This is a genomic window from Rhodococcus sp. Leaf233, assembly GCF_001426165.1.
GTDB lineage: Bacteria > Actinomycetota > Actinomycetes > Mycobacteriales > Mycobacteriaceae > Rhodococcoides > Rhodococcoides fascians.
The window spans coordinates 262,223-287,731 of record NZ_LMRO01000014.1 but is presented as its reverse complement, the minus strand read 5'-3'; the positions used below and the strand labels follow the sequence as shown (position 1 = coordinate 287,731).

The 25,509-nt window shown below is 64.3% G+C and carries 19 protein-coding genes; 10 read left to right on the top strand and 9 right to left on the bottom strand.

The features are described 5' to 3' along the window. Positions 1-359 precede the first annotated feature (359 nt). Genes ASH04_RS25285 through ASH04_RS25275 form a run of 3 tightly spaced genes read right to left on the bottom strand, consistent with a single transcriptional unit; the run spans position 360 to position 2,574 of the window. Entirely contained in the window at positions 360-761 is a 402-nt protein-coding gene (locus tag ASH04_RS25285) for a RidA family protein (RefSeq protein WP_057474894.1), read from the bottom strand. Further along, on the bottom strand, positions 758-1,555 hold the full coding sequence (locus tag ASH04_RS25280; protein WP_057474921.1) for an IclR family transcriptional regulator: 798 nt from the start codon (positions 1,553-1,555) through the stop codon (positions 758-760). The genes ASH04_RS25285 and ASH04_RS25280 overlap by 4 nt, the downstream gene beginning before the upstream one ends. Next, positions 1,552-2,574, bottom strand: a complete 1,023-nt coding sequence (locus tag ASH04_RS25275) for a sugar kinase (protein WP_057474893.1) — start codon at positions 2,572-2,574, stop codon at positions 1,552-1,554. The genes ASH04_RS25280 and ASH04_RS25275 overlap by 4 nt, the downstream gene beginning before the upstream one ends. A 114-nt stretch (positions 2,575-2,688) precedes the next feature. On the opposite strand from ASH04_RS25275, the gene ASH04_RS25270 reads away from it, so the two are divergent. From ASH04_RS25270 to ASH04_RS25255, 4 genes are read left to right on the top strand one after another with little or no spacing between them, the layout of a single operon-like run. Further along, the gene (locus tag ASH04_RS25270) at positions 2,689-3,972 is read left to right on the top strand and encodes an alanine racemase (protein WP_057474892.1); all 1,284 of its coding nucleotides are present in this window, start codon (positions 2,689-2,691) and stop codon (positions 3,970-3,972) included. Positions 3,973-3,985: 13 nt separating this feature from the next. Beyond that, the gene (locus ASH04_RS25265; RefSeq protein ID WP_057474891.1) at positions 3,986-5,599 is read left to right on the top strand and encodes an N-acyl-D-amino-acid deacylase family protein; all 1,614 of its coding nucleotides are present in this window, start codon (positions 3,986-3,988) and stop codon (positions 5,597-5,599) included. Next, positions 5,596-6,234 (top strand): bifunctional 4-hydroxy-2-oxoglutarate aldolase/2-dehydro-3-deoxy-phosphogluconate aldolase, encoded by a 639-nt coding sequence (locus ASH04_RS25260; RefSeq protein ID WP_057474890.1) that lies wholly within the window; start codon positions 5,596-5,598, stop codon positions 6,232-6,234. The genes ASH04_RS25265 and ASH04_RS25260 overlap by 4 nt, the downstream gene beginning before the upstream one ends. Further along, positions 6,231-7,673 carry a GntP family permease gene (locus ASH04_RS25255; protein WP_027497689.1) on the top strand — a complete coding sequence of 481 codons (1,443 nt, stop codon included), beginning with the start codon at positions 6,231-6,233 and terminating at the stop codon, positions 7,671-7,673. Before ASH04_RS25260 ends, ASH04_RS25255 begins: the two co-directional genes overlap by 4 nt. On the opposite strand, the gene ASH04_RS25250 is transcribed toward ASH04_RS25255, so the two are convergent. Together ASH04_RS25250 and ASH04_RS25245 are read right to left on the bottom strand one after the other, a co-directional pair. Beyond that, positions 7,590-8,816 carry a hypothetical protein gene (locus tag ASH04_RS25250; protein ID WP_057474889.1) on the bottom strand — a complete coding sequence of 409 codons (1,227 nt, stop codon included), beginning with the start codon at positions 8,814-8,816 and terminating at the stop codon, positions 7,590-7,592. The genes ASH04_RS25255 and ASH04_RS25250 overlap by 84 nt on opposite strands. 58 nt (positions 8,817-8,874) lie before the next feature. Further along, a complete protein-coding gene (locus ASH04_RS25245) occupies positions 8,875-10,056 on the bottom strand; it encodes an NAD(P)/FAD-dependent oxidoreductase (RefSeq protein WP_057474888.1) in 1,182 nt (393 codons plus the stop codon). 267 nt (positions 10,057-10,323) lie between these two features. On the opposite strand from ASH04_RS25245, the gene ASH04_RS25240 reads away from it, so the two are divergent. After that, positions 10,324-10,593, top strand: coding sequence for a hypothetical protein (locus ASH04_RS25240; protein ID WP_032364406.1), 270 nt, complete (start codon positions 10,324-10,326; stop codon positions 10,591-10,593). 165 nt (positions 10,594-10,758) lie between these two features. After that, on the top strand, positions 10,759-11,166 hold the full coding sequence (locus ASH04_RS25235) for a VOC family protein (protein ID WP_032372903.1): 408 nt from the start codon (positions 10,759-10,761) through the stop codon (positions 11,164-11,166). Positions 11,167-11,172: 6 nt separating this feature from the next. Here ASH04_RS25235 and ASH04_RS25230 read toward each other — a convergent pair whose 3' ends face one another. Then, on the bottom strand, positions 11,173-12,147 hold the full coding sequence (locus ASH04_RS25230; RefSeq protein WP_027497693.1) for a sigma-70 family RNA polymerase sigma factor: 975 nt from the start codon (positions 12,145-12,147) through the stop codon (positions 11,173-11,175). Positions 12,148-12,237: 90 nt separating this feature from the next. Between ASH04_RS25230 and ASH04_RS25225 the strand changes: the two genes are divergently transcribed. The 4 genes from ASH04_RS25225 (at position 12,238) to ASH04_RS25210 (ending at position 16,944) form a co-directional block, all read left to right on the top strand. Then, a complete protein-coding gene (locus ASH04_RS25225) occupies positions 12,238-13,218 on the top strand; it encodes a GTP pyrophosphokinase (protein WP_027497694.1) in 981 nt (326 codons plus the stop codon). A 50-nt stretch (positions 13,219-13,268) separates the two neighbouring features. Continuing rightward, positions 13,269-14,741, top strand: coding sequence for a DUF2079 domain-containing protein (locus tag ASH04_RS25220; RefSeq protein ID WP_200937365.1), 1,473 nt, complete (start codon positions 13,269-13,271; stop codon positions 14,739-14,741). Between the two features lie 21 nt (positions 14,742-14,762). Beyond that, complete coding sequence (locus ASH04_RS25215; protein ID WP_442971288.1) at positions 14,763-16,022, top strand: sulfite reductase subunit alpha; 1,260 nt, start codon at positions 14,763-14,765, stop codon at positions 16,020-16,022. 79 nt (positions 16,023-16,101) lie between these two features. Beyond that, complete coding sequence (locus tag ASH04_RS25210) at positions 16,102-16,944, top strand: TY-Chap domain-containing protein (protein WP_057474886.1); 843 nt, start codon at positions 16,102-16,104, stop codon at positions 16,942-16,944. A gap of 4 nt (positions 16,945-16,948) precedes the next feature. Here ASH04_RS25210 and recD read toward each other — a convergent pair whose 3' ends face one another. The 3 genes from recD to recC are packed head-to-tail and all read right to left on the bottom strand — an operon-like array spanning position 16,949 to position 25,415. After that, on the bottom strand, positions 16,949-18,811 hold the full coding sequence (gene recD, locus ASH04_RS25205) for an exodeoxyribonuclease V subunit alpha (protein ID WP_057474885.1): 1,863 nt from the start codon (positions 18,809-18,811) through the stop codon (positions 16,949-16,951). Beyond that, a complete protein-coding gene (locus ASH04_RS25200) occupies positions 18,808-22,140 on the bottom strand; it encodes a UvrD-helicase domain-containing protein (protein ID WP_057474884.1) in 3,333 nt (1,110 codons plus the stop codon). The genes recD and ASH04_RS25200 overlap by 4 nt, the downstream gene beginning before the upstream one ends. Next, complete coding sequence (gene recC, locus ASH04_RS25195; RefSeq protein ID WP_057474883.1) at positions 22,137-25,415, bottom strand: exodeoxyribonuclease V subunit gamma; 3,279 nt, start codon at positions 25,413-25,415, stop codon at positions 22,137-22,139. The genes ASH04_RS25200 and recC overlap by 4 nt, the downstream gene beginning before the upstream one ends. Positions 25,416-25,509 lie beyond the last annotated feature (94 nt).

Here is a 25,509-nt window from a genome sequence, read left to right as displayed (position 1 = left end):
ACCCGACAACAACCACCACAAGCGGATGGCTGATACATCGAATGCTTTCACCAAATAAAATTCGGCACTGACATTCATCGACACACTGTTGAGTTCTCAAAGAACACGCACACACCATGGTCACCGTGTGAACGGCAACGTCCGGGGCTTACACGCTCGAACCCCAGACATGGCTGATAACCTCTGCCTTGTCTGGGTTGTTCAGGACGTACTCCGTACAACCTCGTTGTCCCGGTTTGTGAAGACCGGGTCGGTGTCCGTGTCGCTCTGACTCGACAAAAGTTACGCGAAGACCAACGCTTACGCAAATCGCCTGGTCAGATGTAATTTTCGTGTGAACATCTAGGTCGAGCGTGCAGTCAGACGACGGCGATGGCGTCTATCTCGACCAACATCTCCTCGCGCGGGAGTCCCGTGAACACGGTCGTGCGGCTCGGCAGCACGTCGCCTGTCGTGTGCGCCGAGACGAACTCCCCATAGGCGTCGTTCATGATCGAGAAGTCCTCACGCTTGGTCAGGTACACGCGCAGCATGACGACGTCGTCGAACGTCGCGCCGCCGGCTTCCACAATTGCCTTGACGTTCTCCAAGGTTCGAGTGGTCTGCGCGGCGACGTCACCTGGGAACAGGTATTCGCTCGTCGCCGGATCCACCGGGCCCTGACCGGAAACCTGCACGAACGGCCCTTTCCGTACCCCCTGGGAGAAGGTGTGTGCCGGGGCCGGGGCACCTGTGGTGCGGATTTCGATCTTTTTGCTCATGATGTTCCTTCCATCGAACTGTCGTTTGTCAGTGGGCGGTCATATCGATCGGGCGGCCGCCAGCCCAGTCCTTCGGAAATTGCCGCTGCCGTGCCGCGCACTGCGGGCAGCGCAGCCAGTACCTGCTGATGGTCGAGCAACATGTCCGGTACCGACATGGACACCGCGGCCACCACGTCTCCGGTCCCGTTGCGCACCGCGCAGCCGATGCAATTGACGAAAGATTCGTGTTCTTCACGGTCCTCCGCAAAACCCTGCTGGTCCACGAACTCGAGCTCGCGCAGGTACTGCTCCGGCGTGGTGATGGTGCGTTCCGTGAACGGCGTGTACGTGATGTGTCGAGCGATCTCTTCTCGTTCGGCGCGCGGGCGGCCTGCGACCAGTATCTTTCCCACCGCGGTGCAGTGCAGCGGTGCCGGCCGGCCGACGCGTGAGTACATCCGCACGCTCTGCTGTGCGTCGAACTTGTCGATGTAGATGACCTCCCCCGCCTCGTACGTGGCCAGGTGCACCGTCTGGCCCGTGTCGGAGTTCAGTGCAGCGAGATGCGGTCGCGCGACGGTGCGCACGTCTCGCTGTTCGAGCGCGTGATTTGCGAGCTCGAACAGCCTCGAACCGAGTTGGTACCGGTGATCTGCTCCATGGCTGACAAACCTGTCCGATTCCATGGTCCTAAGAAGTCGCAGCACCGTCGTCTTGTGCACAACGAGGACTGCGGCGAGTTCGTCGAGTGACTTCGATCCGTCCCCGAGCAAACCCAGGATCGTCAGCGCCCTCGACAAGCTCTGGCTCACAACGCCGCCTCGGTGTGCACCGCTGCCACGGCCGCGTAGTCGAGTGTCGCCCACGCATTGTCGTCGATTCCGGCCAGTGCTGCCAGTTCGTCGTGCGGCAGGACTTTCGCTACATCACCGTGGCCGGTCAATGCGCCTGCGGCACAGAGATGTCCGAATCGCACACGCTGCGCCGCGCTGTATCCCATCAGCAACGCGGCCAGAAAGCCGCCGGCGAAAGCGTCACCTGCACCGATCTTTTCGACGACGTCGAGTGTCAATGCGGGGACGTCGACTCGCGCGACTCCCTCGAATGCCGTCACCGTGTGCGCATCGTTCTTGATCACCAGATGACGGGGCTCGGGAAACATCTCGCGTACTTCCACTGGACTCGAGGTCCCGAACACCGAAGCGGCCTCGTCGGCACCCATCGACACGATGTCGCTACCGCGGACGTGCTCACCGAGGACGCGGGCCGCGTCGTCCGAACGCCCGGCCCACAAGGCCGGCCGATAGTTGAGATCGAAGCTGACAGTGGAGGGGCCGGCCATGAGGCTTCGCGTCAATTGTTCCGCAGTGGGTGAGATGGCGACGGTGATGCCGGTGAAATGGACGATGTCGGCGCAGTCGATCGCCGCTCGCACCTCGTCGTGAATATCGTTGGGCGAGAGCGCAGTAGCAGCCGAAAGAGACCGGTAGTACGTCATCGCGCTGTCTCCCAGAGGCAGGTCGTGACGGTGATCGGACCCCGATCCGCGCTCCTTGATGTAGAGGCCCGTCGGCCGCCCGCTATCGACGATCACGCCCGACGTGTCCACACCGGCAGCGTCGAGTTCCGCGACCAGATATCGGCCGAACCCGTCGTCACCCACCCGCGAGACCCACGCAGCCTCGATTCCCAGTTGGACGAGGACACGAGCCACGTTGGCTTCCGCACCTCCAGCCGTCCGATGGAACGTCTCCGACCGTTCCAGTGGGCCAGGGTCCGCGACGAGGACAGCGAGGCCTTCGCCTACACACACCACCCGGGGGGCTGCCATGTCCGTCTCCTCGAACTCTTGCGGGAATGCATCGTTGGATGCAGACTACAAATGAAAGACATGATACGCAACCGTCGTTGCATATAGCGCAACGCAGAACTCGAGGAGACTGCCGTGATCGACACTGCCGGAGTCGAGGCGCTGAGTCGACGACTCCTGGGGCCCGAACACAAATCGTTTCCAGCGAGATCGTGGGGACAGAGCGCCGAGAGCTTTCTGGCCACCGCGCCGCGGCTGTCGGAGTTCACCACCCCAGTACTCACCCTCGACAGGACACGCATCGCATCGAACGTCGATGTGATGGCGCAGTGGACCAAGAAGGCGGGCGTCCTCCTGGCACCCCACGGCAAAACGACCATGGCTCCCCAACTGTGGAAGCAGCAACTGGATGCGGGCTGCTGGGCCATCACCCTCGCTACCGGTTGGCAAGTTCAGGTGGCACGCGCATTCGGTGTAGAGAGAATCGTTCTCGCCAATGCCGAAGTCGATCCTGTTGCTCTGAATTGGGTTGCTGCCGAACTGGACTCGCATCCCGAGTTCGAGTTCTACTGCTGGGCGGACAGCGTCGCCACGGTGCGAGAGATGAACCGCATCCTTGCCGACCACGGCGATCGACCGGTGTCCGTCGTCGTCGAACTCGGCGGCGAGCACGGACGAACCGGCGCGCGAACGACCGAGGAGGCCGTCGCAGTAGGACGGGAGATCGCCGCGTCACCGCGCCTCGCACTGGCCGGTGTGGGCGGCTACGAGGGTGCCCTGAGCCACGACCGTTCCGAGGCCGGCCTCGCGGCAGTACGCACCTACCTCGACACTCTCGCCGCACTGCATCGCACCTTCGATGCCGAGGGACTATACGGAGATCACGCCATTGTGACCGCAGGCGGGAGCGCGTACCAGGATCTGGTGGTCGAACGCCTGCATTCTCTGACCTCGGGCAACGGCGTGCGCACCGACGTCGTGCTCCGATCCGGGGCCTACGTGGCGCACGACGACGGCTTCTATTCGCAGATCTCACCGCTGACTCCCGCCCGAACCGAGACGCCGTTGGTTTCTGCGATGCACGGATGGGCGCGAGTGGTGTCACGCCCCGAGCCCGGCCTCGCATTGCTGGACGCAGGCAAGCGCGACTTTCCTTTCGACGAAGGAATGCCCGTCCCGCAACGTGTTCGAGGTAATGAGCTCCTGGATCAGGGTGCGGAGGTGACGGCACTCAACGACCAGCATGCTTTTCTTCGACTACCGGCAGACGACGCCGACGCACTTCCGGTGGGGGCGGTGCTGCGGCTCGGCCTCTCTCACCCCTGCACTGCGTTCGACAAATGGCGTCTGATCCCCGTCGTGGACGACTCGGACAGCGACGACCCACTCGTGGTCGATCTGATACACACCTTTTTCTAGGAAGCAGAACTTGATGGCGGACACACTATTTCGCGGGTTCGACGTCATCGACGGCACCGGTTCCGCGCGGCTGCGTCGGGACGTTCTCGTCCGTGATGGCACCATTGCAGCACTCGTCGAGCCCGGAAGCCTTTCCAGTGCAGACAGAATCGTCGATGCAGCACCAGGTCACGTCCTGTCCCCCGGCTTCATCGACATGCATGCGCACTCCGATCTGGGGTTGCTGACCGATCCTGGGCACTTCGCCAAGATCAGCCAGGGTGTCACCACCGAGGTGATCGGACAGGACGGCATCGCGTACGCGCCCATCGACGATGCGACGTTGGACGTCATCCGGCGACAGATCGCCGGGTGGAACGGCAATCCCGTCGATCTGGACTTCTCCTGGCGAACGGTTGCCGAGTATCTCGCCCGACTCGACCGTGGCATCACTCCGAACGCCGCATATCTGGTTCCGCAGGGAACGCTGCGCTACCTGGCCGTCGGTGCCGATCGACGTCCCGCAACGCCGTCCGAGATCACCCACATGCAGGAGTTGCTGGCGCAGGGCCTGCAGGACGGTGCCGTCGGAATGTCGAGCGGACTCACCTACACACCCGGAATGTATGCCGACACAAGCGAATTACGAGCACTGTGTGAGGTAGTGGCAGACTTCGGCGGGTTCTATGCTCCCCACACTCGGTCGTACGGCGCGGGTGCACTCGACGCCTACCAGGAGATGCTCGATCTCTCCAGAGAAACCGGATGCGCCCTGCATCTGACCCACGCAACGATGAACTTCGGTGTCAATCGTGGTCGGGCACGTGAATTTCTCGATCTTGTCGACTCCGCGATCGCCGACGGCTGCGACGTCACGCTCGATACGTATCCGTACCTACCCGGGGCCACGACTCTGTCTGCGCTGCTGCCGAGTTGGGCGATGTCGGGTGGGCCGGACCGAGCGCTGGAACGACTCGACGATCCGGCCGAGCGTCGCCGCATAGCGCAGGACGTCGATGTCGACGGCTCGGACGGCTGCCACGGAGTCACCGTCGAGTGGGAGACGATTCAGCTCAGCGGAGTATCGAACCCGGAACTCGACCGGTACGTCGGTCGCACGATGGCCGACATCTCGGCGGACGAAGGGCTCGAACCGGTCGACGTGTTCTTCGACTTTCTACGCCGCGACGCTCTGGCCACGACCATCCTGCAGCACGTCGGGCACGAGGAGAACGTTCGCGAGATCATGCAGCATCCGCGCCACATGGGCGGCAGTGACGCCATTCTCGTAGGCGAAAAGCCACATCCGCGTGCGTGGGGAACGTTCCCCCGCTATCTGGGCCACTACGTGCGGGACGAGCAACTGCTCTCACTCGAGGAGTGCATCAATCACCTCACGGGTCGTCCGGCTGCACGGTTACGACTGCGCAGGCGCGGCACGATCGCCGTGGGCCATGCTGCCGATCTCGTGATGTTCGACCCGGACACCGTTCGAGACACCGCCACGTTCGAAGAGCCCAAACAGCAGGCCGAGGGAATCAGCCACGTGATGGTCAACGGCTCGTTCGCGATAGACGATTTCCTTCCCACCCACTCCTTGGCAGGCCATGCCCTGCGTATGGACTCAGCCAGAAAGCAGACGGCGTGAATGCACTGACGGCAATTCTCGAAGACCGCGCACTCGCCGTGGTGCGCGCGCCGCACATCTCGGATCCCGCCGCACTCGCACACGCCCTGGCCGGCGGCGGAATTCGCGCCGTGGAGCTCACGTTCACCACGCCGGGAGTCCTCGACCTCATCCGCGCCGCATCCGATGCGGGTGCCATCGTCGGGGCCGGAACGGTCCTCACAGCCGATCAAGCCCGGGCCGCCCTGGACTCGGGTGCCAGTTTCGTCGTGACACCCGGGCTGCGGTCAGACGTCGCCGCCGTGGTGACCGCCGCGCGCATACCGCTGATGATGGGGGCACTCACTCCGTCCGAGGTGATGACCGCGCTCGACCTCGGTGCAGACGCGGTGAAGATTTTCCCGGCGCGCACCGTCGGACCGGCCTATTTCAAGGATCTGCTCGGTCCGTTCCCGGATGCACGTCTCGTACCGTCCGGCGGCGTCAACGCCGCAAATGCCGCGCACTTTCTGGCAGCCGGAGCAGTGGCTGTAACTGCCGGCACGGATGTGGTGCCACCGAATTCTGTTGCTACCGCTCAGTGGGACGACATCGCAGCACGAGCCCGGGCATTCGTCAACGCCATCGAAACCGCCAACGAGAAAGAACTGTCATGAATTCTGCCGTCGACTGGCTGAGAACCTCCACACCCGGCCTTCTGGTGCTGTGCGGCATAGCAATCGCCGTGTTGCTCGTCGTGATCATCAAGATCAAACTGGAACCGTTCGTCGCACTGCTCATCGTCGGACTCGGCCTGGCCCTGGCTGCCGGTCTTCCGGTCAATCAAATCGTCGGAACCGCGATCAAGAGCAACGAGTCGTTGCTCGAGACCGGCTTCGGCGGAATTCTCGGGCATATCGCCGTCATCATCGGCCTCGGCACCGTACTGGGGGCCATACTCGAGAAGTCCGGCGGCGCACAGGCGTTGACCGCCAAGTTGCTCGGAATTTTCGGCGAACGCGGCGCACCCGTCGCGATGGGCCTGCTCGGATTGATCTTCGGTATCCCGGTGTTCTTCGACATCGGCATCTTCGTGCTCGCCCCGCTGGTGTACGTCGCCGCGCGCCAAGGCGGAAAGTCGCTGGTGCTGTACGCGTTGCCGATGCTCGCCGGCTTGTCGATGACGCACGCATTCTTGCCGCCGCACCCCGGGCCGGTGGCACTCGGTGGACTGCTCGAGGTCAATCTCGGTTGGCTGATCCTGTTCGGCTTCATCTGTGGCATACCCGGATTCATCGCTGCAGGCCTGGTGTGGGGAAACTGGATCGGTAAGCGGATCATCGTCGAGGTTCCGGACGACTTCATCAACGACGGGGACGACTCGCCCCGCGACTCGAACGGTGGCGCCGGTGCCGTCACCACCGCACGACCGGTGGTCACGACGCCTCCCTCGGTGGGCACCATCGGCGCGATCATCGCGGTGCCGCTGGTCCTCATCCTCGGTGCCACCTTCGGCAGCATCCTGCTCGACCCGGGCAATCTGCTCGAAGTGCTGACATTCTTCGGCACTCCGGCCGTCGCACTTCTCATTGCCGTGCTGATCGCGTTCTACGTTCTGGGCATCCGCCGCGGGTCCACCGTTCAGGAGCTGAGCAAGCTCACAGGTGAGTCGCTGCGCCCGGTCGGCATGCTGTTGCTCGTCGTCGGCGCGGGTGCTTTCTTCGGAAAGGTCATCTCTGCCACAGGGATCGGCACCGCACTGGCCGACACCATGGCGGCGGCAGGTCTACCGATCATCGTCCTGGCGTACATCATCAGTTGTGCACTGCGTGTCGCACAGGGTTCGGCCACCGTCGCGATCGTCACCACCGGTGGCATCGTGGGCCCACTTGTCGCAGCGCAGGACTACTCGGCCCCCGCCGTCGCATTGATCGCCATGTCCATCGCAGCGGGCTCGATCATCGCGAGCCACGTCAACGACGGAGGCTTCTGGATCATCTCGAAGTTCTTCAACCTCACCGTCAAGCAAACGCTACAGACGTGGACCGTCCTCGAGACGATTCTGTCCGTGGTCAGCTTCGCGGTTGCCGGCATTCTCTTCGCGATCATCGCCTAGCTCGACGGCGCGGTCGGGTGTCGATGTCGGCACCTGATCGCGCCACTGGGAGTGCACCTGATCACCGACGAAATGCGTGTTCTCTGCCGACATCTCCCGGCTGCCCGACCGTCCGACGAGATCGTCGATTCGGTCGTCCAGGCTGTGGGCACGAGCCATGGCGTCCGACGTACGTGCTTCACCCTCCGAAGACTCGACCAGATCGGCCAAACGAACCAACGCAGCCACTCGTCCCGTCAACTGGGTCCATACGACTTCCAGTGCGCGGCGACGTGATTCGACCTGTTCCGCCGTGTCCTCGTCGACCATCGTCCGACCAATACGGATCAACTCGTCCCCTACCGAGCGCAAAGACGTTGCATCGACCGAGATTTCGGCGAGCTCGACGAACAGATCGACCTGGCTTCGCTGAAACTCGAAGTACGTCGACTGCCACGCCGGCGAGCGATGTATGCGATCGAACGAGGTGCCCGCGAGAAACAGCAGCGTGTCGTAGCGGTCCGAGAATCGGTCGTCTTTGCGATCGATCAACTGATCGACCACCCCGGCTGCCCACTGCACCCGTTTGTCGATGGGCGTTCTACGTGCAAGCGTGCTGACTCGATCCTTTGCGGCGTCCGCCAACGTCAGACCTCGCTCGGCGAGCACCCCGTACTTGAGGGGTGCGGGCGTGTGCATCAATGCATCGAAGACCGCGTCGCGCTGTTCCAGGTCGAGATGAATACCTTCGCGACGTTCCTTACGTGCCGCGCGGACGCCGTTGGCGTAGTGCCGGTTCGACATCACCACCGTGGTTCGCAGATGCTCGATCCGCTTGTTCGACTCCGCGGCTCGCAACTTGTAGACCAAGGCCGCGCCGGGCTTACCCGACGAATCCTTGGCACGCCATCGATCTCGCTCGTCCACCAACTGCCGCAAGGTTCCGAATCCCCCGACCGACGGGAGAGAACGCCCCGCACGCCACCGAGCGATGAGCACCGTTCTGGTTGCTCCGTCGACCCTGCCCGCCGCGACGGCCTTTGCGGCGGCGTCGGACAAGGGCTCGGAATGGCCGGGTAGCCGACAGTCGGCACAGAGGCGATGCACCCGGTCATCGAATCGAGCGCGCTGCTGTGCCGAATCGCCTGCATCGAACTGAGACATGATTTCTCCTCGGTCGCACCGCGGTCCGGCGTGCTCGCCGTCGAGTGTTCCAGAAAGTTCAGATCAACCCCTTCAGGGTTTCCTCCGTGTGCGGCTTCTTCTCGGCCAGCAAGGTGCGCGCCTCGTCCAGCCCCTCCCAGACATTCCACATCAGTACCCCGCGCACGACGGCATCGTCGTCGAGGTAGTAGACGACGCCTTCCTTGCCGATCGTCTTCCAGTCCTCCACCGTGTTCAGCGACGTTGCCACCGTTCCGATTGCCTGGTAGCCGTCGTCGTACACGTCGGAGTAGAAGTACGGAGTGTAGGTGTAGGCCGCGCCGGCACCTGCCATGTTGCGGCCCGCCGCTTTGCCCATCTCGGTGGCGTTGTCCACGTGCTCGATGCGTCGGCGACCGAGAATGGCGTCCGGATAGTTGGCCACGTCGCCGGCCGCGTAGATGTGCTCGTCCGCGGTGCGCAGGAACTCGTCGACGACGATGCCGTTGTCCACCTCGAGACCTGCCGCCTCGGCCAGGTCTGTGCTGGGCCGGACACCGAGGCCGAACACGACCCCATCTGCTTCCACCGCGGACCCGTCGTCCAATTGCAGCTGGACACGAGCCGACGCCTCCGCACCCGACGTGACCTTGGTTCCTCGGCGCACGGTGACCCCGTGATCGGAGAACCCTTTGTCGAATCCGGCGGCCAGCAAGCGGGGGAACATGTGGCTGCCCACGACGTCGTCGGACGTGACGAGGGTGACTTTGACACCCTGTTGAGACAGCGCTGCTGCGATTTCCGTTCCGATGTAGCCGCCGCCCACCACCGCTATGTGCTCCGCGGTCTCGGTCAGTTCCCGCAACATCCGGTAATCGGCGAAGGTGCGGAAGTAGATCACTCGTGGACTGGGCGACAGGTCGATCTGCGTCGGCGCTGCGCCGGTTGCGAACAAGAGCGTTCCGTACTCGTGGGTCTCACCGGCCGCTGTCGTGACCGCCTGCTTCGACCGGTCCACCGACGCGATACGCGTACCCGTATGGACCTCGGCACCGGTGTCCGAGGCGGTGCCGAGCGGAACCTGATCACGGCCGAAGTCGCTGTCGGTCCACAACTTCTTCGACAACGCGGGGCGCGTGTACGGCTCGTCGGAGTCGGCTCCGAAGATCCCGATGGAACCCGTTGCGTCGTGTTCACGAATCCCACGAGCAGCACTGTCGGCAACCATTCCGCCGCCGATGATCAGGTAGTCGTATCGCATCGCTCACTCCTTGCACGTGGGGGTATCGACGACCTGGCTACCCGGAACGGCGTGAGCGCAACCACTCCGACGCCTCGGTTCGGAAGGCCGGAGCAAATCGAACCGAACGAACTGTATGCAGCATCACACCCCGTAAAGGTTGGCCCAGGCCCGTCCAGTGGGCATCTTGGTTTGCGAGACGAAACATCGCGTTCACACATTTTGGGTTGTAACGGTTCGGCTCGGACGAACGACTCACACCTCAGGACGCGAACAAAAGGAGACGATGTGACTGTTCAGATCGATTCGCTCGCAGCCGGCACCAGCAATGCCGACAATGCGATCGCAGACGTCGACCAACTCTTCGACGAAGTTTCAACGCTGGACGCCAACATCCTCGACGCCATCGAGCGCCGCACCCGCTTGGCGCGCACCCTCGCTGCCGTGACGCCCGACGCCACCGTGTCGGACACCACAGCAGACCCCTACGCCGATCTCGGCAACGACGGCCGTGTTTTCTCGCGGATGCTTTCCCGCCTCGCGCAGATCACCCGGTAACGTCCTTCCCCTTTATTTCGCAGTCCGCGGCCCCGTCGAGCACGTCTCGGCGGGGTCGCGTTGTGTCTGGACACGGCACCGGTGAATTTGTCGACGGACCGTTGTCAGTACCGGCACGACCGTTGTTCGACGGTCGTGCCGGTACCCGACGAATAGGTGTCATCCATGTCCCGTTTGCTGTTCGCCAATATGCCCGTCCGCGATGTCGTGGCCACCCGCGCATTCTTCGAGGGTCTCGGCTTCGAGTTCAACGACATTTTCAGCGACGAGAACACCGCCTCGATGATCGTCAGCGACCAGGCGACGGTGATGTTTCTGGCCACATCGAGGTTCGGGGATTTCATCTCCGATTCGATCTGCGACACGACGTCGGCTCGTGAGGTACTGATGTGTATTTCGGCCGACAGCCGCGCCGAGGTCGACTCACTCACGGACGCGGCCATCGCTGCGGGTGGATCGAAGTGGATGGAACCGCAGGATCATGGGTTCATGTACGGCCGAGCATTCCGTGATCTGGACGATCACGTGTGGGAAGTGATGTGGATGGACCCCTCGGCCGTTCCGACGAGCTGATGTCGCTCAGAGGCGGTCGGGCAGTCCGAATCGATCGAACAGCGACAGATCGAAGAAGCAGGCGACATGCCCGACGCCTCGAGCGTCGACGTCGAGAACGTGTAGTTGGAACGGTCGATGTATTCCGTCCTCGCCCACCATGTAGAGCCCGTACGCAGGTTGACCGTTCGCTGATGTCGCCACCATCCGCATGTCGCCCGCTCCCTGTGCGGGGCAATTGTTTCGGATGAGAGATCCGATCGTCTCGGCTCCCTGATACCAGCCGACGAACGGGGGCATCTCCCACACCGCGTCCGAGGTGAAGAGTGTGACCAGCCGGTCGATGTCGTAACGCTCGAAGCACTCCACGTACTGGGCCAGGAGCTGGCGCAGTTCGGCAGATTCGATGGGTTCCACGTTGTCCAGTTCCGGAGCGATCTCCTCCAGTCGCTCGCGGGCCCGCTGCAGGAGGCTGTTGACCGCAGTGGTCGTCGTGGCGAGAACCTCGGCGACCTCGGAGGCCTTCCACTGCAACACCTCGCGCATCAACAGCACTGCGCGTTGTCTCGACGACAGATGCTGCAGCGACGCGACGAACGCGAGGCGAACCGACTCCCTCCCCACCACCAACGTGGCCGGGTCGTTCGAGTCGGCCAGATCCGAGTCGGCAATCGGTTCGAGCCACGGCACCTCGTTGTTCTGCACCAGCTCGTCGGTCGGGCCCGAACTCGGCGCGCCGAGTCCGGTAGGAAGCGGACGCTTGGCTCGCCCCTCGAGGGCGGTGAGGCACGTGTTCGTTGCGATTCGATACAGCCAGGTGCGCAGCGACGATCGGCCCTCGTACTTGGCGTACCCCCGCCAGGCGCGGATGTAGGTCTCCTGGAGCATGTCCTCGGCGTCGTGGATGGACCCGGTCATGCGGTAACAGTGCGCCAACAGCTCGCGACGGAACGGATCGAACTGCGCGACGAAGTCGTCGTTCTGCACAGATGCCACGGTCATGCGGAAGAGCTTAAACCGGGTTCGCCCGCATCGACGGCCGATCGCGCGCCACCGCCGGGATTGGTCGGGCCTCTGGGTTAACCTCGGCTCGTGACATCGCTCAGCAGCATCGACGACTTGGTAGAAGAGCTGTATCTGCATCGTCGTCGCGCGTGGGAAGCCGCACTCGTCACCGCACAGAATTTTCTCGAGACCATCGCCGACGAGATACTCGAAGATGTCGACCGAGACAGACTCAATGCCCAGACCGCGCGGATCAAGGACCCTGGCAGATCTGCCGACAAACTCCGTCGATATCTGTCCGAGGGACGCATCAGCGAACCGCACGACGCCGACGCCGTGGCCGACGCACTGCCCGATCTGGTCGGCATCAAGGTGCTGTGCAAGACCCCACGGGACCAGCTCTCGTTCGTCACCGCACTCGAGCGCGCGTGTACCGATCCGAAATGCTCGGTGCGGTTCGCGCAGCCGCCCACCGACTACGTCTCGTTTCCCAAGCCGAGCGGATACCGGGCATATCACGCTGTGCTTGTCGTACGAGTGGCCACTCATCAGGGCGACCTCGACGTGAAGGTGGAGGTTCAGGTCAAGACGCGGCTGCAGGACGCGTGGGGCGAGCTGACCCATGAGGACATGTACAAGCCCGGTGAAGCACTCAAACCGACCAAGAAGCACACCGATTACGCCGCGCACATGGCGCACCTGCTCGATCAAGTCGACGCCATGGCCGACGATCTCGCCGCGCAGCTCGACTCGCTGACCGCCGCCTCGAAGGACGGCAGCGTGGTGGCACCCGACCCGATCCCCAAGGACCCCGATTTCATCCGGGCACGCGTCACGCGCACCGGCCCCCGCTACGCCCTGGCCGTCGGTCCGGACGGGCGCCGTGGGCTCGTCCCCGCACGGTCGGTCAAAGCCGTGATCGGCTCGACCGATCGCATCGCAGTCAACGATTACCTCGAGGTGGGCGACTACATCGACGTCGTCGTGGAGGACTCCGAGGACGCGCTGTACTACCACCTGACCTCGCAGCCGCCGCGGCGCACGCAAGGAAAGAAACGCAAGCGCTGACCGGCGTTTCTCAGGAAGATCTCACGTCGGTCCGGTAGACATGCCATCTCGTGACCACTACCGAGCAATCCCAGGTCGTCACCGACGGCGATAGCGTCGCCGCAACTACGACCGGCACACGTGTCATCGGCCGTCTGCGCAGGAGACTCCGGTCTCCCGATGAGATGGTCCCGACCGTCGCGTTCGTACTCCTTGCATCGCTGTACTCGACGATGTCCGTTCTCGGCCACCGTCAACTGCGCACATCGGGCTTCGACCTCGGAATATTCGTGCAGCAGGTCGCGTCGTACTCGCAGTTTCGGGCTCCGACCTCCGATCTGCTGGGCACCGGCTACAACACCCTCGGTGATCACTTCTCGCCGATCACGGCCCTGCTGGGTCCGGTGTATCGCGTCTTCCCTCATGCCGAGACGCTGCTCGTCGCTCAGGCGGTTCTGTTCGCGCTCGCGGTGATTCCGATCAGTCGATTGGCGGTGCAGAAATTCGGCACTGTCGTCGGAACAGTGATTGCCGGCGCGTTCGGCCTGTCGTGGGGCGTACAAGCCGCGCTGAACTTCGACTTCCACGAAGTGGCCTTCGCGATGCCGTTACTGGCAATGTCCCTGGTGGCTCTCGTTCGCGAACGCTGGGTGCCCGCTCTGGCCTGGGCTCTTCCGTTGGTGTTCGTCAAAGAGGACATGGGTTTGACGGTCGTCGTCATCGGCGCGCTGGTTGCCCTGTTCACCACCGGCCGCCCGCGCATCCTGGGCGCGATGACCGCGGTGTGGGGGCTGACCTGGGTGATAGTGGCCGTCAAGGTGATAGTGCCGGCGCTGAGCTCCGACGACTCGTACGGCCAGGGCTCGAAATTGCCGCCCATCGGCGAAGGGATCGCCGATACCGCGCACGGGCTGGTTGCCGGAGACTCCCGTGCCGCAACGGCGTTTCTACTGCTTGCCGTCACGGGGTTCTTCGCGCTGCGCTCTCCACTCCTGCTGGTCGCAGTACCGACGGTTGCCTGGCGTTTCCTCAGCGACAACACCAACTTCTGGAAACCGATCTACCACTACAACGCCATTCTGATGGTGATCGTCTTCATCGCCCTGATCGACGCCTTGGCACGCAGCGAGCGCCACGCCCAGCTGACCGAACGAGGTCGACGAGCGATCGTCGCCTTCGTCGCTGCATTCGCATTGGTGGCACTACCGTTCCTGCCCATGTCGCGGATGGTGCACGCCGAGGAGTGGCGAGTCGATCCACAAGCAGCCACTGCCCGCGACATCTCGGCGTGGATCCCGGCCGGTGACCGCGTTGCGGCGTCGAACAACCTCGTGGCACAACTCGTCGCCGACCACGACGTCTCGGTGTTTCCGCAGCGACCGACCGACTCGACCGTCCCGGATTGGATCGTCGTCAACCGAGAACGGCCCGCGGGTTGGCCGACCGACGAACGCGGCGATCGGCAGGCGATCGACCGGGCACTGACCACCGGATACGACGTCGTCTACTCCGTGGACGGTATCGAGGTGCTGCACCGCAACTGAGCGGTCCCTACTAAGGTTTCGATCAGTTCGGGCATTTCGAAACCGCAGGGTTCGCGAACTCTCGACATTCGACCGATCACGACAGCTACGGCAAGGCAGGTACAGGACATCGACGCTCGAACCGGCGACCTCGGCACCACCCGAACAGCATCGAAGCGGTCACCGTGGAATCGGAAGAATCCGTACCGCGCACAGGTGTCGAGCAACCGATTGCTGTCCGGTCCCACCTCTGCGAAAGAAGTACGACACTTCTCGATCGACCTCGGTGACAGCGGAATCACCTACGAGGCGGGAGACGGATTCGGCGTCAAACCCGTCAACGACGCCGCACTGGTCTCGGCCGTCATCGACCGTCTCGGTGTCCCCGCAGACACGGCCGTCCACACCAAGTCCGGAGAAATCACCCTCGCCCAGGCCCTGACCACCGAATACGAAATCGGCATACCGTCGATGGACCTGATAGAAGCCATCGCCGAGCGGGCCGGTGATGCCGAACTGGACCACGTGCTGCAGAACGGCGACCGGGCGTCGTTCGACGCGTGGACATGGGGACGCGACGTCGTCGACGTTCTCGACCTCGATCGGTCGGGTGCTCTCGACCCCGCCGAATTCCTGGGCCTGCTCCGTCCCCTGCAGCACCGCGTCTATTCGATCTCGTCGTCGCCGACAGCGCACGAAGGAAGCGTTCACCTCACCGTGTCGACCGTGAGATACCGATCGGCCGAGCGAGATCGCGGCGGGGTGTGCTCGACGTACCTGGCAGATCGCGTCGGCAACGCGCAGGAAGCGGGAGTGTTTCTCTCGGCCAACAAGTCGTTCCGACTCCCTTCCGACGACACTCCGATCATCATGATCGGTCCGGGCACCGGAGTAGCACCGTTCCGTGCGTTTCTGCACGAACGTCGGGCTCGCGGTGCATCGGGCCGAAACTGGCTGTTCTTCGGAGACCAACATCGAGCGAGCGACTTCCTCTACGAGGACGAACTCACGGACTTCGAGCGTGACGGTCTGTTGACCAGGCTGGATCTGGCGTTCTCGCGCGACCAGTTCGAGAAGATCTATATACAGCACCGCATGCGCGAGGCTGGAAAGCAGCTGTACGGCTGGCTCGAAGAAGGCGCACAGATCTACGTCTGCGGAGACGCGTCACGCATGGCGCAGGGAGTCGACGAGGCACTCCACGAGGTTGTCGCCGAACACGGTGGGCACTCCTCCGACGCCGCGGAGGACTACGTGAACGACCTCAAGCGCGCCAAGCGCTATCTGCGCGACGTCTACTGACGGGCCGTTCTTGTCGGACCCCCTCGCTACCGTCACGGGCACAGCAATGAAGTTCTCGTCCGAGTAGAGGGTGTGCACCGTGAACGCAGTGCAGAACGACCATTTCGACTCCACCACCGCGCGTGCATGGGGCACGTTCACCGAGAATCTGCACGCGCACCTGCGGTCGCTGCCGATGCGGGACTACATCACTGTGACGGCCGCGCAAGCCAGCCCGGGCGAGCGCGGGCTCCGGCCGTACATCGACATCGCAGCAACTCGAGACGGGGCTCTGGTGTCGATCGCGTCGCTGCCCTCGCTGCTGTATCCACAGGCACCCGAGTCGGTCACCCTCGACGTTCAGCTGCTCGACTTCGGGTGGCTGGACCGCGGCAAGCCCGTCGCAGACGGGTCGGTCATCGATCTCACGCGAACGGATTCGAGGGCAGACGCTGCTCTCGTCGCCGAGATGGTGACCCGGGCGTTCCGCGAGCTGTGGAACGTTCCCCATCCGTCGTTTCTCAGCGTGTGGGGCGTCGCCGCAGACGGAGCCGCCTCGGGGCCGATCGACCTCCAGCGCGGAATCGTCGGCGTCCGGACCAGCGCTGCCGTGGACGGCAGTGCCGAGTCGACGCCGACCGATCCCCCGTCCGACATCACCGACGTTCCCGACGAACTGCGATCACTGCACACCCTGTGCCAATTGACCGGTCGAAAAGCCGACGCGCAAACAGTGCACTCGGTGTGCGTGGGGGCGGACATCGATGAACTCGGTGTACACGCGCTCGCCCTGCATCGCTCGGCTGCCGCACACTCGGACCGCAGCGCAGCCGAGGGAACAGGCACCTCGATCGCGGTGTGGACGGGACTGGCCCGAACCTGGCTGTTGGTTGCCCGCAGTATCGCAGCTGCAGCCGGATCGGACCGGCACGCCTGTCGCTGAACTGCTACAGAATCCTTCGCCGCAATCCGCTGGCCCGCAGGACCTGACGTTCGACTCCGGCTCGGATGGCCTCCTCGGTGCCGATCACCCGTACATGCGACCGCGCACGGGTGATCGCGGTGTAGAGCAACTCGCGAGTGAGCAGAGTCGATGCTTCGGCGGGCAACAGAACCGACACGGTGTCGTACTGACTTCCCTGGCTCCGGTGAATCGTCATCGCGTACACGGTCTGGACGGCAGAGAGGACGTTCGGGTGAATGAGAACGTGGCCGCGACCCCGCGCGAAAGCAGCCATCGGAGTTCCGTTCTCACCCGACACCACAACACCCGTGTCTCCGTTGTAGATTCGCGCTTCGTGATCGTTGGCCGTCACCAGCAGCGGCTGACCGGGGTACCAGTAGGCGGGGTCGAGGAAGGCCTTGTTCGCTTCTCCCACCCACTCGAGTGCCAGCCGATCCCACAGCGCAACGCCCCACCGCCCCTCACGGTGCGCGCACAGAAGTCGATGCTTCTCCAGTCCCAGCAGCGCCGCGGCGGCGTCACCGCGGGTTGCCGCCGCTGTGACCTCGGCGGCGGTGTCGACCACGTCGGCCCGCAATGCGTCGGTGTCCTCGGGTGCATGGAACGAGATCTGGTCGTCACCGGATTCGAGTAGTTTCATCACCTCGTCACCGCGGCCGTCTCGAACTGCGACGGCCAGACGGGCGATCGCGCCACCGAATCGTCGACCGCGGCTGAGCCGAACCACTCCGCCGCGCAACCTGTCTCGCTCGAACGCACTGAGCGCCGCCTCGTCCGGATCCTCGGCTGCGTCGAAATCCGCGTCGACCAGGTGCGCCAACACAGGGTTCTCGGTGCCAGTGACCGGCCGTGCGACGAGGTCGGCCAACACTGCTCCGGCGTCGACGGACGTCAACTGATCGGGATCGCCCACCAGTATCAACCGCGATTCCGGTCGAACTGCTTCGAGCAGCCGGCACATCATCGTCAACGACACCATCGACGTCTCGTCGACGACCACCACGTCGTACGGCAGTCGATTGTGGGAGTCATGACGAAACCTGGTCTTGCTGCCCGGTTTCCACCCGAGCAGGCGATGCAGAGTCATTGCTTTCAGTTCTGCCGGGAGACCCAGCAGTCCCGCTTGCTCGGCCACCGACTCCTGCAGACGAGCGGCAGCCTTGCCGGTGGGGGCGGCAAGACCGATTCTCACATCGCTGCCGTGTTCTCGAACCAACAGCGCCAGAATTCGAGCCACCGTGTGGGTCTTACCGGTGCCCGGCCCGCCCGCTATGACCGTGGTCCAGTGCGTCGCCGCCAGGGCTGCTGCAATGCGTTGTCGATCGGGAGGGGTGGTGGGTGCGCCGGATTCGTCGATGAACAATTCGGCCAACGCACGGTCGATCTTTGCACCGTCGACGACGGGGTGCGACTGCGATCGAGCGTCGAGTATGCCTCGAACTGTGTTCTCCTGCAGGTGATATCGATCCAGGTACAGCAGTTCACCCAGGTCGGTGCGCACCAGCTTCAGCGGCGTCAGCGGCCCGTTGGCGCTGCCGACCACGAGCGGGCTGACCGCCAACCCGTCGAGAACGTCGGACAGATCGGGCCAGGGAAGAAGGCTTGGATCCACGTCCGATTCCTCGTCCACCGTGACATCACGCAGTCGCTGCAGGTCGAGACATATCGATCCGGATCGCACTGCGCGCACCGTCAGAGCCGTGGCGAGCAGCACCGGTTCGGAGGCTTCCCCGGCCAGGGCACCGAGCCGCAACGCCACGTGCACGTCGGCCGCTGTCAGTACACCGGCGTCGTTGAAGGACCGCAGAATTCCGCTGCCTCGCAGCGCCGTCGAGACACTCGTCATCGTTGCACCTTTCCGGCGAGCAGATCCGACAACTCGACCACCAGCGCCGCAGGCGGATCCCAGTCGAACACACCGCAGCCGGCCGGAGTCTGCGGCCCCACCATGCCCCGAACGAACAGGTACCGTACTCCGCCGAGATGCGTCTCCGGCCGGTAGTTCGGTTGACGCCATCGCAAATACCTGTGCAACGCAACGGCATACAGAATGGCCTGCAGCGGATAGTGCGACCGCATCATCTCCTGCGCCATCTTCTCGCGCGTGAAATTGCCGGTCGTCAGATCGCCTCGGGCCAGGCGGTTGGTCTTGTAGTCGACCACGATGTAGCGAGGGCCGGGTACCCGAAGAACGGAGTCGATACTTCCGGTGAGAAAGCCGCGCAGTGGGGTGGCTTCCACTGCATCGAGCAGATCGGCGTAGTCCGCGAGGACATCCGCCGGGTCGAGATGTCGACGCAGCAGCTGCGCAACCGATGTCAGAGTCACGCTCGATTCCACCGGGTCGTCGCCTCCGGCCAAAGGCAGCTCGAAATCCAACTCGGCCAGGTGGTCGTTCGGCGCGATGTCGGCCAGCGTCCCGAAGCCCAGCGGTGTCTGCATCACCGGCAACAGAGCGGCTGCCAGAGCCGTCGGATCGACATCTGCCATCCGTGAGGCAACGGCAGCTCTGCAGCGTTGCTCGAGTTCGGGCAGTAGATCGGCTGCGGAGGTATCGACGTGTTCGAGGGCCTCGTGCACCAGCGTTCCGAATGCGGCACCGGCCGGCATTCCGTTCATCGGTGACGCAATCCCGTCCACGGACTCGTCCGGCTTCGCGCTTCCCAGCGGAGGTTCGACAGGCTCATCCGCTTTCTCGGGCCGCTCGGCCTCACTGGTCACCCCCACCTCCGGCTCGACGGGCGACGCATCGTGCGCGTGAGCGGTCAAGGCCGAGTACGACGTTCGACGCCACAGCAGATCCAGAGCACGCCCGAAGCGAGCGGCAGTGACGTCGCGGTGTTCCTCCTCGGGGCGCACCCACTGCTGATCCGAGGGTGGTGTGGGGCCGACTGCCTCGATCGAGATCAGATCCGCTGACGGACCGCCCCAGGATTGCACGCGGTTGGCGGTAGTGGCGTCGTCGAGAACCTTGTACGACGGCTCCGGCTGCGCAATCCCCGGAATGCGGCCGAACAGCATGCGGTGCAACGACGACGTAGCAGTGTTGCGTCCCGGTGCCCACCACAACACCACCTGACACTGGGCTCTGGTGAGTCCCACGTACAGCAGCCGTAGTTCTTCTCCGGCTTCTTCACGATCGTTGACGAGCTTCCGTGCTGCGTAGCCGGCCCCGGAGGGACCGCCGACGTCCCGGATGCGGTGGCCGTCCTCGTGCAGCAGCAGGATCGACGGTGAGCTGAAGTAGAGAGTGTCCCAGGCGTACGGAAGGTAGACGACGGGAAATTCCAGCCCCTTGCTCCCGTGCGTTGTCATGATCTGCACTGCCGCCGAGTCACTGTCGAGCCGGCGACTGCGATCGGTGGACCCGCCGGCTGTCGGCTCCTTGATTCGATCGGTGAGCCACCGAGTGAGAGCGGTGATTCCGTACGATTCGGATACCGCTGCACGATTGAGCAGTTGGGCGATGTGCCGCAGGTCGGTCATCGTGCGCTCCCCCGCCTCGACCGCGAGCAACCTAGCATCGAGACCCGACTGCGCCGACACCCGCTCGAACACTGCCGCGAAACCCGCCTCGTCGAACAGCACAGAGTACTCACGCAGCCGGCTGCTCACCTGCGACAGTGCGTCCTCGGCCCCGGAATCGAGTTGGGCGGCAGTCCAACCGAGCAAAGGTGTCAGGGCTGCGAGTCTGACGCGGTCGGTGCGGTGCGGTTGTTCGATCGCTTGCAGTAGCCACAACCAGTGTCGAGCACTGTCGGTGCCGAAGACGCTGGTGCTGCTCGACACCACCGACGGCACACCCACTGCGTCGAGCGCATCTCGAATCAGCGCAACCTGTTTGGTCGTGCGAGTCAACACCGCAATGTCCCGCGGTTCGACCGTCCTCGGCCCGTCCGGCCGGTCCATGACGGCGTTTCCGGACAGGAGCGTCACGATCTCGGCCGCCACATCCGCAGCCACCCGAGAGCGAAGTCGATCCACCGCCGGGAATCCCGAACGCAACGGTCCTGCTCCGGTTCGGGGCAGATAGCGCAGCCGCAACGGAGGATGTCCTGTCATGCGCGAGAACGGGTTCCGCGCTTCGACGCGATGGACGACGATATCGTCGTGTCCGAGGGCGGCACCTCCGTAGAGATGGTCCAACGCGTCGAGGAGCCCGGAGTCGCTACGCCAGTTCGCCGTCAGCTCGTACAGATGATCGGCCGACTGCACCGCATCCAGATAACTCAGCACTTCGGCACCGCGGAAAGCGTAGATGGCCTGCTTCGGATCTCCGACGAGGATCAATGTCGTGTAGCCGTGAAAGGCCCGGCGCAGGATGTCCCACTGCATGGGGTCGGTGTCCTGGAATTCGTCGATCAACACGACACGGAACCGGTCTCGCACGCGCGCGCATGCTGCCTCCCCGTGCACGGGATCGGACAACACCGAGTGCAGCAGTCCGAGTAGATCGTTATAGTCGCGGATGCCGAGAAGACGTTTGCGACGCTCGACCTCACGGCGGGCCTCCCGAGCGAACTGCACCCGCAGGGCGGCTTCCCGGTTGCCGTCGTCACCGTCGAGGTCGTCGATGTCGGGGTACAGGATCGACTGTTGATCTCCGACGGCTGCCGCGGCCAGTTGTTGGGCGTCGCGTCGCCCGAACGGTGGTGCCTCGTCGTCGCCGCTGAACATCTGCAGATACAGATCGTCGACCACCTGCTCGAGCAGATCCGACACCGACTCGACGAACGTGGATTCGGGTTCGCGCTCACCCGCGATACCCAGCCCGTCGAGCATGCGTTGGCAGAAGCTGTGCGTGGTGACGATCGTCCCGGCGTCGAAGTCCGACAGCGCTTTACGCAGTCGCCGGCGCCGCCTGTCCACTTCCTCGTCGTCTGCCGCGGCGAGAAAGGCGACGAGAGGGTCGCGCGCACCACGCGCAGAGTCCGGATCACCGAGGTCTCGGGCGATCGACGCGAACCGGCTGCGGGTGCGATCGCGCAGTTCCTGGGTCGCGGCGCGACTGAACGTCACCAGCAGTAGATCCGAGATCTCGGCCAGTCCTTCGGCGATGTACCGCGCCGCAAGTCCGACGATCGCGTACGTCTTGCCCGTTCCGGCGCTGGCCTCGAGCACGGTCGTCCCGGTCGGCATCGGACCGAGGAGGTCGAATCCGCGTGCGGCGGTCATGCGTTCCCCATGTTCTCTGCGGTCAGCAATGGATCCCACAACCGGCGGGAGAGAACTCCGAAGCGGCTCTGCTCGTTCGCGGGGTCGGTCTCGTCGTCGAGAGGGCTCGGATCGAGCAACGTTCCGAACGAGAGCGACGGGCCGTGCACGTATCGCAACGATCGGTCGGTGCCGTCACCGAAATCGCCGCGCCACGCCCAACCGGCAGATTCGTAACCGTCCTCGATCGATCCGCCGCCGAACCGCTTCTCCGCGTAGGCAGCTGCCGTCCCGGTCGAGATCGGCAGCGGCGCAACCAATCCGCGATCCCGCAGGTCCACCACGTCGCGGAGTACCGCGAGGGGATTCGGAGGGGTCGTCAGGCGGGACCGGCGAGGCGGACGCATTCCGCTGGCGCGCCCGATGGTGACCGCGCTCCACTCCCCCGGCTCGGACGCTGCCACCGCCAGCAGACGCACCCACGCCGCGAGCCTGTGCTTGGCCGCCAGCCGTGAATAGGACGAACGCACGAGTGTCCGGTCGTGAATGCCGGTGACGGTACCGGTCAGACGTCGCCCATCACCGAGATCGACCACGATGTCGGTGGTCTCGGCCGGGCCTTCGTGAAACGGCGCGGCCGCGTCGGCGATGATTCCGACGACTCGGCGGATGTCGGACATCTCGCGTCGACCTTGATGAAACGGAGGCAACGTGCCGCGCCGCCACTCGGCGTCGGCGAATTCGCCGATGTCCGTGCCGGCCAGCACCGCTGCCAACATCCGATCGCCGATGTTCCACCGAGCCAACGGATCCAGTTCGATGTCGAGACTGTCCGCCAGATCGTCTTCGAGCTCGGGAACTCGAAACCCGAGACGTTGACGCAGAAACGCCTGAACCGGATTCTCCACGAACGCGATCACGTCGGCGAGTTCCACGTCGCCCGAATTCGCTGGGGGCAGTGCATCGGGCAGGAACAACGGCACCGGTACGGACGGTCGCTGCTGAGACACGGCGCCTGCCAACGCCACCGTGTCGAAGCTGAACGGGTGTCGGGCCTCGAAATTGCGAGGATCGAAGGGCTGCAGCGGATGCCGGTGTTCGACGCTTTTGCCGGCGGTCACGTCGAGGACGTCCATCAACTCGCGCAGCGGGATCGCGGGCGGCTTGGTCGATCCGTCGACGGGGTCGGCACCGGTGTAGAAGAGCAGTAGCTTTTCTTCGGCGGACATCACGGCGTCGAGCAGTAGTTGGCGGTCCTCGCTGCGGATGTCGCGTTCGCCGACGGCCGGGTCGCGTGCGAGGACGTCGTCTCCGTCGAGGCTGCCGACGCGGGGGAACACCTCGTCGTCGAGACCGAGAAGGATCACGACGCGGTGCGGGACCGATCGCATCGGCACCATCGTGCACACGGTGAGCTCTCCGGTGCGAAAGTTCGCTCGGGTGGGGCGGCCGGTGAGCCGGCCACCGAGCATGGCGCGCACGTCCGCCAGCCGCAGCTCGGCGGTGTCGCCGTGTTCGGTGGCCTCGGCGATCTCGCGATGCGCTTGCGCCAGTTGCCATTCGTCGGCGGTGGGCACGTCGGCAAGCAGATCGAGGGTGCGGCCGAGCTGCCGCGTCCATTCGGTCACCGGGGCGCGCCCGGACAGCGCCCGTAGTACCGAGGCGAGCCGGTCGACCAGCTCGGCGAATCGGCCCGCAAGCCCGATGTCGTTACTGTCCACGTCGTCGAGGGGCAGCGCGAGGTCGAGATAGTCGTTCCCACTCTCGTCCGCCGCTACCCCGAGGAGGATACGGTCGAGTGCGGACTTGAAGGTGTTCTGCCGAAAGTTGTTCAAACCGAAGGATTCTCGTTGTCGTACCGTCAAACCCCAGCGAGCTCCGGACGTGGCGACCCATTCGCGCAGGCGTTCGAGGTCGTCGTCGGTGAACGAGAACTTCTGCCGCACCGGGCCGCTCGCCGCGAAATCGAGTAGTTCGCTGGCCGTCACTCGCCCCTCGGAGAAGTCGAGCACCGTAGCCACCACATCCAGTACCGGATTGGTGCGACGCAGGCCCCGATCGGCGAGCCGGACCCGCAGTCGATGACCGGGATGCACCAACGTGGCCTGGCCGAAATTGGCACGGATTAGCGGCGCATAGGTCTCGACGTCCGGGCACATGACGAGCACGTCACGGGGTTCGAGAGTCGGGTCGTCGGTGAACAGATGCAGCAGAGACTCGCGCAGCACCTCGACCTGGCGGGCAGGCCCATGACATGCGTGAATCTGCACGGTGCCGTCTGCGAGCGCCGGATCGCCGTCCGTCGTTGCGTGGGAGGGCACTTCGTCGCCGGCGATGTCGGATTGGATCGTTCCGAGCAAGGTCCGCGTTGGTCCGGGCCCTTCGTGGTGCACGGTGTGATCGGTGATCGAGCCGATGGTTGCCTGCAGTTCCCGCACGTCGCGCGACAGACTCGCCAGCAGCGGGTGCTCGACGGCCAGAGCGGTCACATCGTCGCGCCGTCGGGTGGCCGCCGGGATGTCGGCGAGTGTGGACCACATCGACGGGCTGGGGTGTGGGATCCAGATGTGGACGTCGCGGTGGTGCGCGAGCGCGTGCAGGATGTCGAGCTGGTCGGCGGTCAGCCGAGTCGGACCGAACACCGACAACCTGAACGGTAGGTCCACCGCGTTCGGTTCCGATCGCAGTGTCGAACACGTATCGGGAAGGCGCTCGGCGGGACTCGGACTGCCGATCCGCTCGCGTACCAGGCTCCATATCCGCGGTTGCCACGTCAGGCCGTCGTCCAGTTCCTGGCCGAGCCCGTCGGTGAATCGTCCGGCGCGCCAGTCGCGCAGCATCTGGGGTCGCTGAGATCCATAGCCGCGGAACAGCTCCGCGATGTGCGCGGCCGTCGACCAGCGGCGCCCTACCCGATGATCGTCCGATCCCGAACCCAGATGCTTGGAGAGCACCGCGGCCCACGGTTCGGTGCGGCAGTCGTCGATCACCGACAGCGCGGTCCACAGCACTCGATTGTGAGACCACGGGTCGTCGTCGGGATCGATGCCGTCGACCTCGGAGATGGTGCGCGCGACCAACCTCGCCGGGCTCGGAAACTCGATGTTCGCAGCTATTCCATCACCGTCCGGAGCACCCAGGACGCTCGACAGACGCTGGGTGAGCCACCGCTCGACACCTCTTGCCGGCACCGACACGATTTCGGGCACGAAGGCATCGGGCAGCGGCTCGGACAGTACATCGGCGAGGGCTGCAGCGAGCGTTCCTGCACGTTCGGCGCGGTGGAGCGTCAACACGGTCGAAGTCCCCTGCCTGCTCGTCTGAGAACGCCCGAATTCGGACTGGTGACGACCCTACTCGAGCCACCGACAAGTTCTGTCCGGTGAGTCG

What these genes read in the sequence shown, in the direction of transcription:
- ASH04_RS25200 (WP_057474884.1), bottom strand. Translation starts at nt 22,140, where the DNA reads ATGACCGCCGCACGCGGATTCGACCTCCTCGGTCCGATGCCGACCGGG.
- ASH04_RS25235 (WP_032372903.1), top strand. Translation starts at nt 10,759, where the DNA reads ATGTCCCGTTTGCTGTTCGCCAATATGCCCGTCCGCGATGTCGTGGCC.
- ASH04_RS25285 (WP_057474894.1), bottom strand. Translation starts at nt 761, where the DNA reads ATGAGCAAAAAGATCGAAATCCGCACCACAGGTGCCCCGGCCCCGGCA.
- ASH04_RS25275 (WP_057474893.1), bottom strand. Translation starts at nt 2,574, where the DNA reads ATGGCAGCCCCCCGGGTGGTGTGTGTAGGCGAAGGCCTCGCTGTCCTC.
- ASH04_RS25250 (WP_057474889.1), bottom strand. Translation starts at nt 8,816, where the DNA reads ATGTCTCAGTTCGATGCAGGCGATTCGGCACAGCAGCGCGCTCGATTC.
- ASH04_RS25265 (WP_057474891.1), top strand. Translation starts at nt 3,986, where the DNA reads ATGGCGGACACACTATTTCGCGGGTTCGACGTCATCGACGGCACCGGT.
- ASH04_RS25245 (WP_057474888.1), bottom strand. Translation starts at nt 10,056, where the DNA reads ATGCGATACGACTACCTGATCATCGGCGGCGGAATGGTTGCCGACAGT.
- recD (WP_057474885.1), bottom strand. Translation starts at nt 18,811, where the DNA reads ATGACGAGTGTCTCGACGGCGCTGCGAGGCAGCGGAATTCTGCGGTCC.
- ASH04_RS25230 (WP_027497693.1), bottom strand. Translation starts at nt 12,147, where the DNA reads ATGACCGTGGCATCTGTGCAGAACGACGACTTCGTCGCGCAGTTCGAT.
- ASH04_RS25255 (WP_027497689.1), top strand. Translation starts at nt 6,231, where the DNA reads ATGAATTCTGCCGTCGACTGGCTGAGAACCTCCACACCCGGCCTTCTG.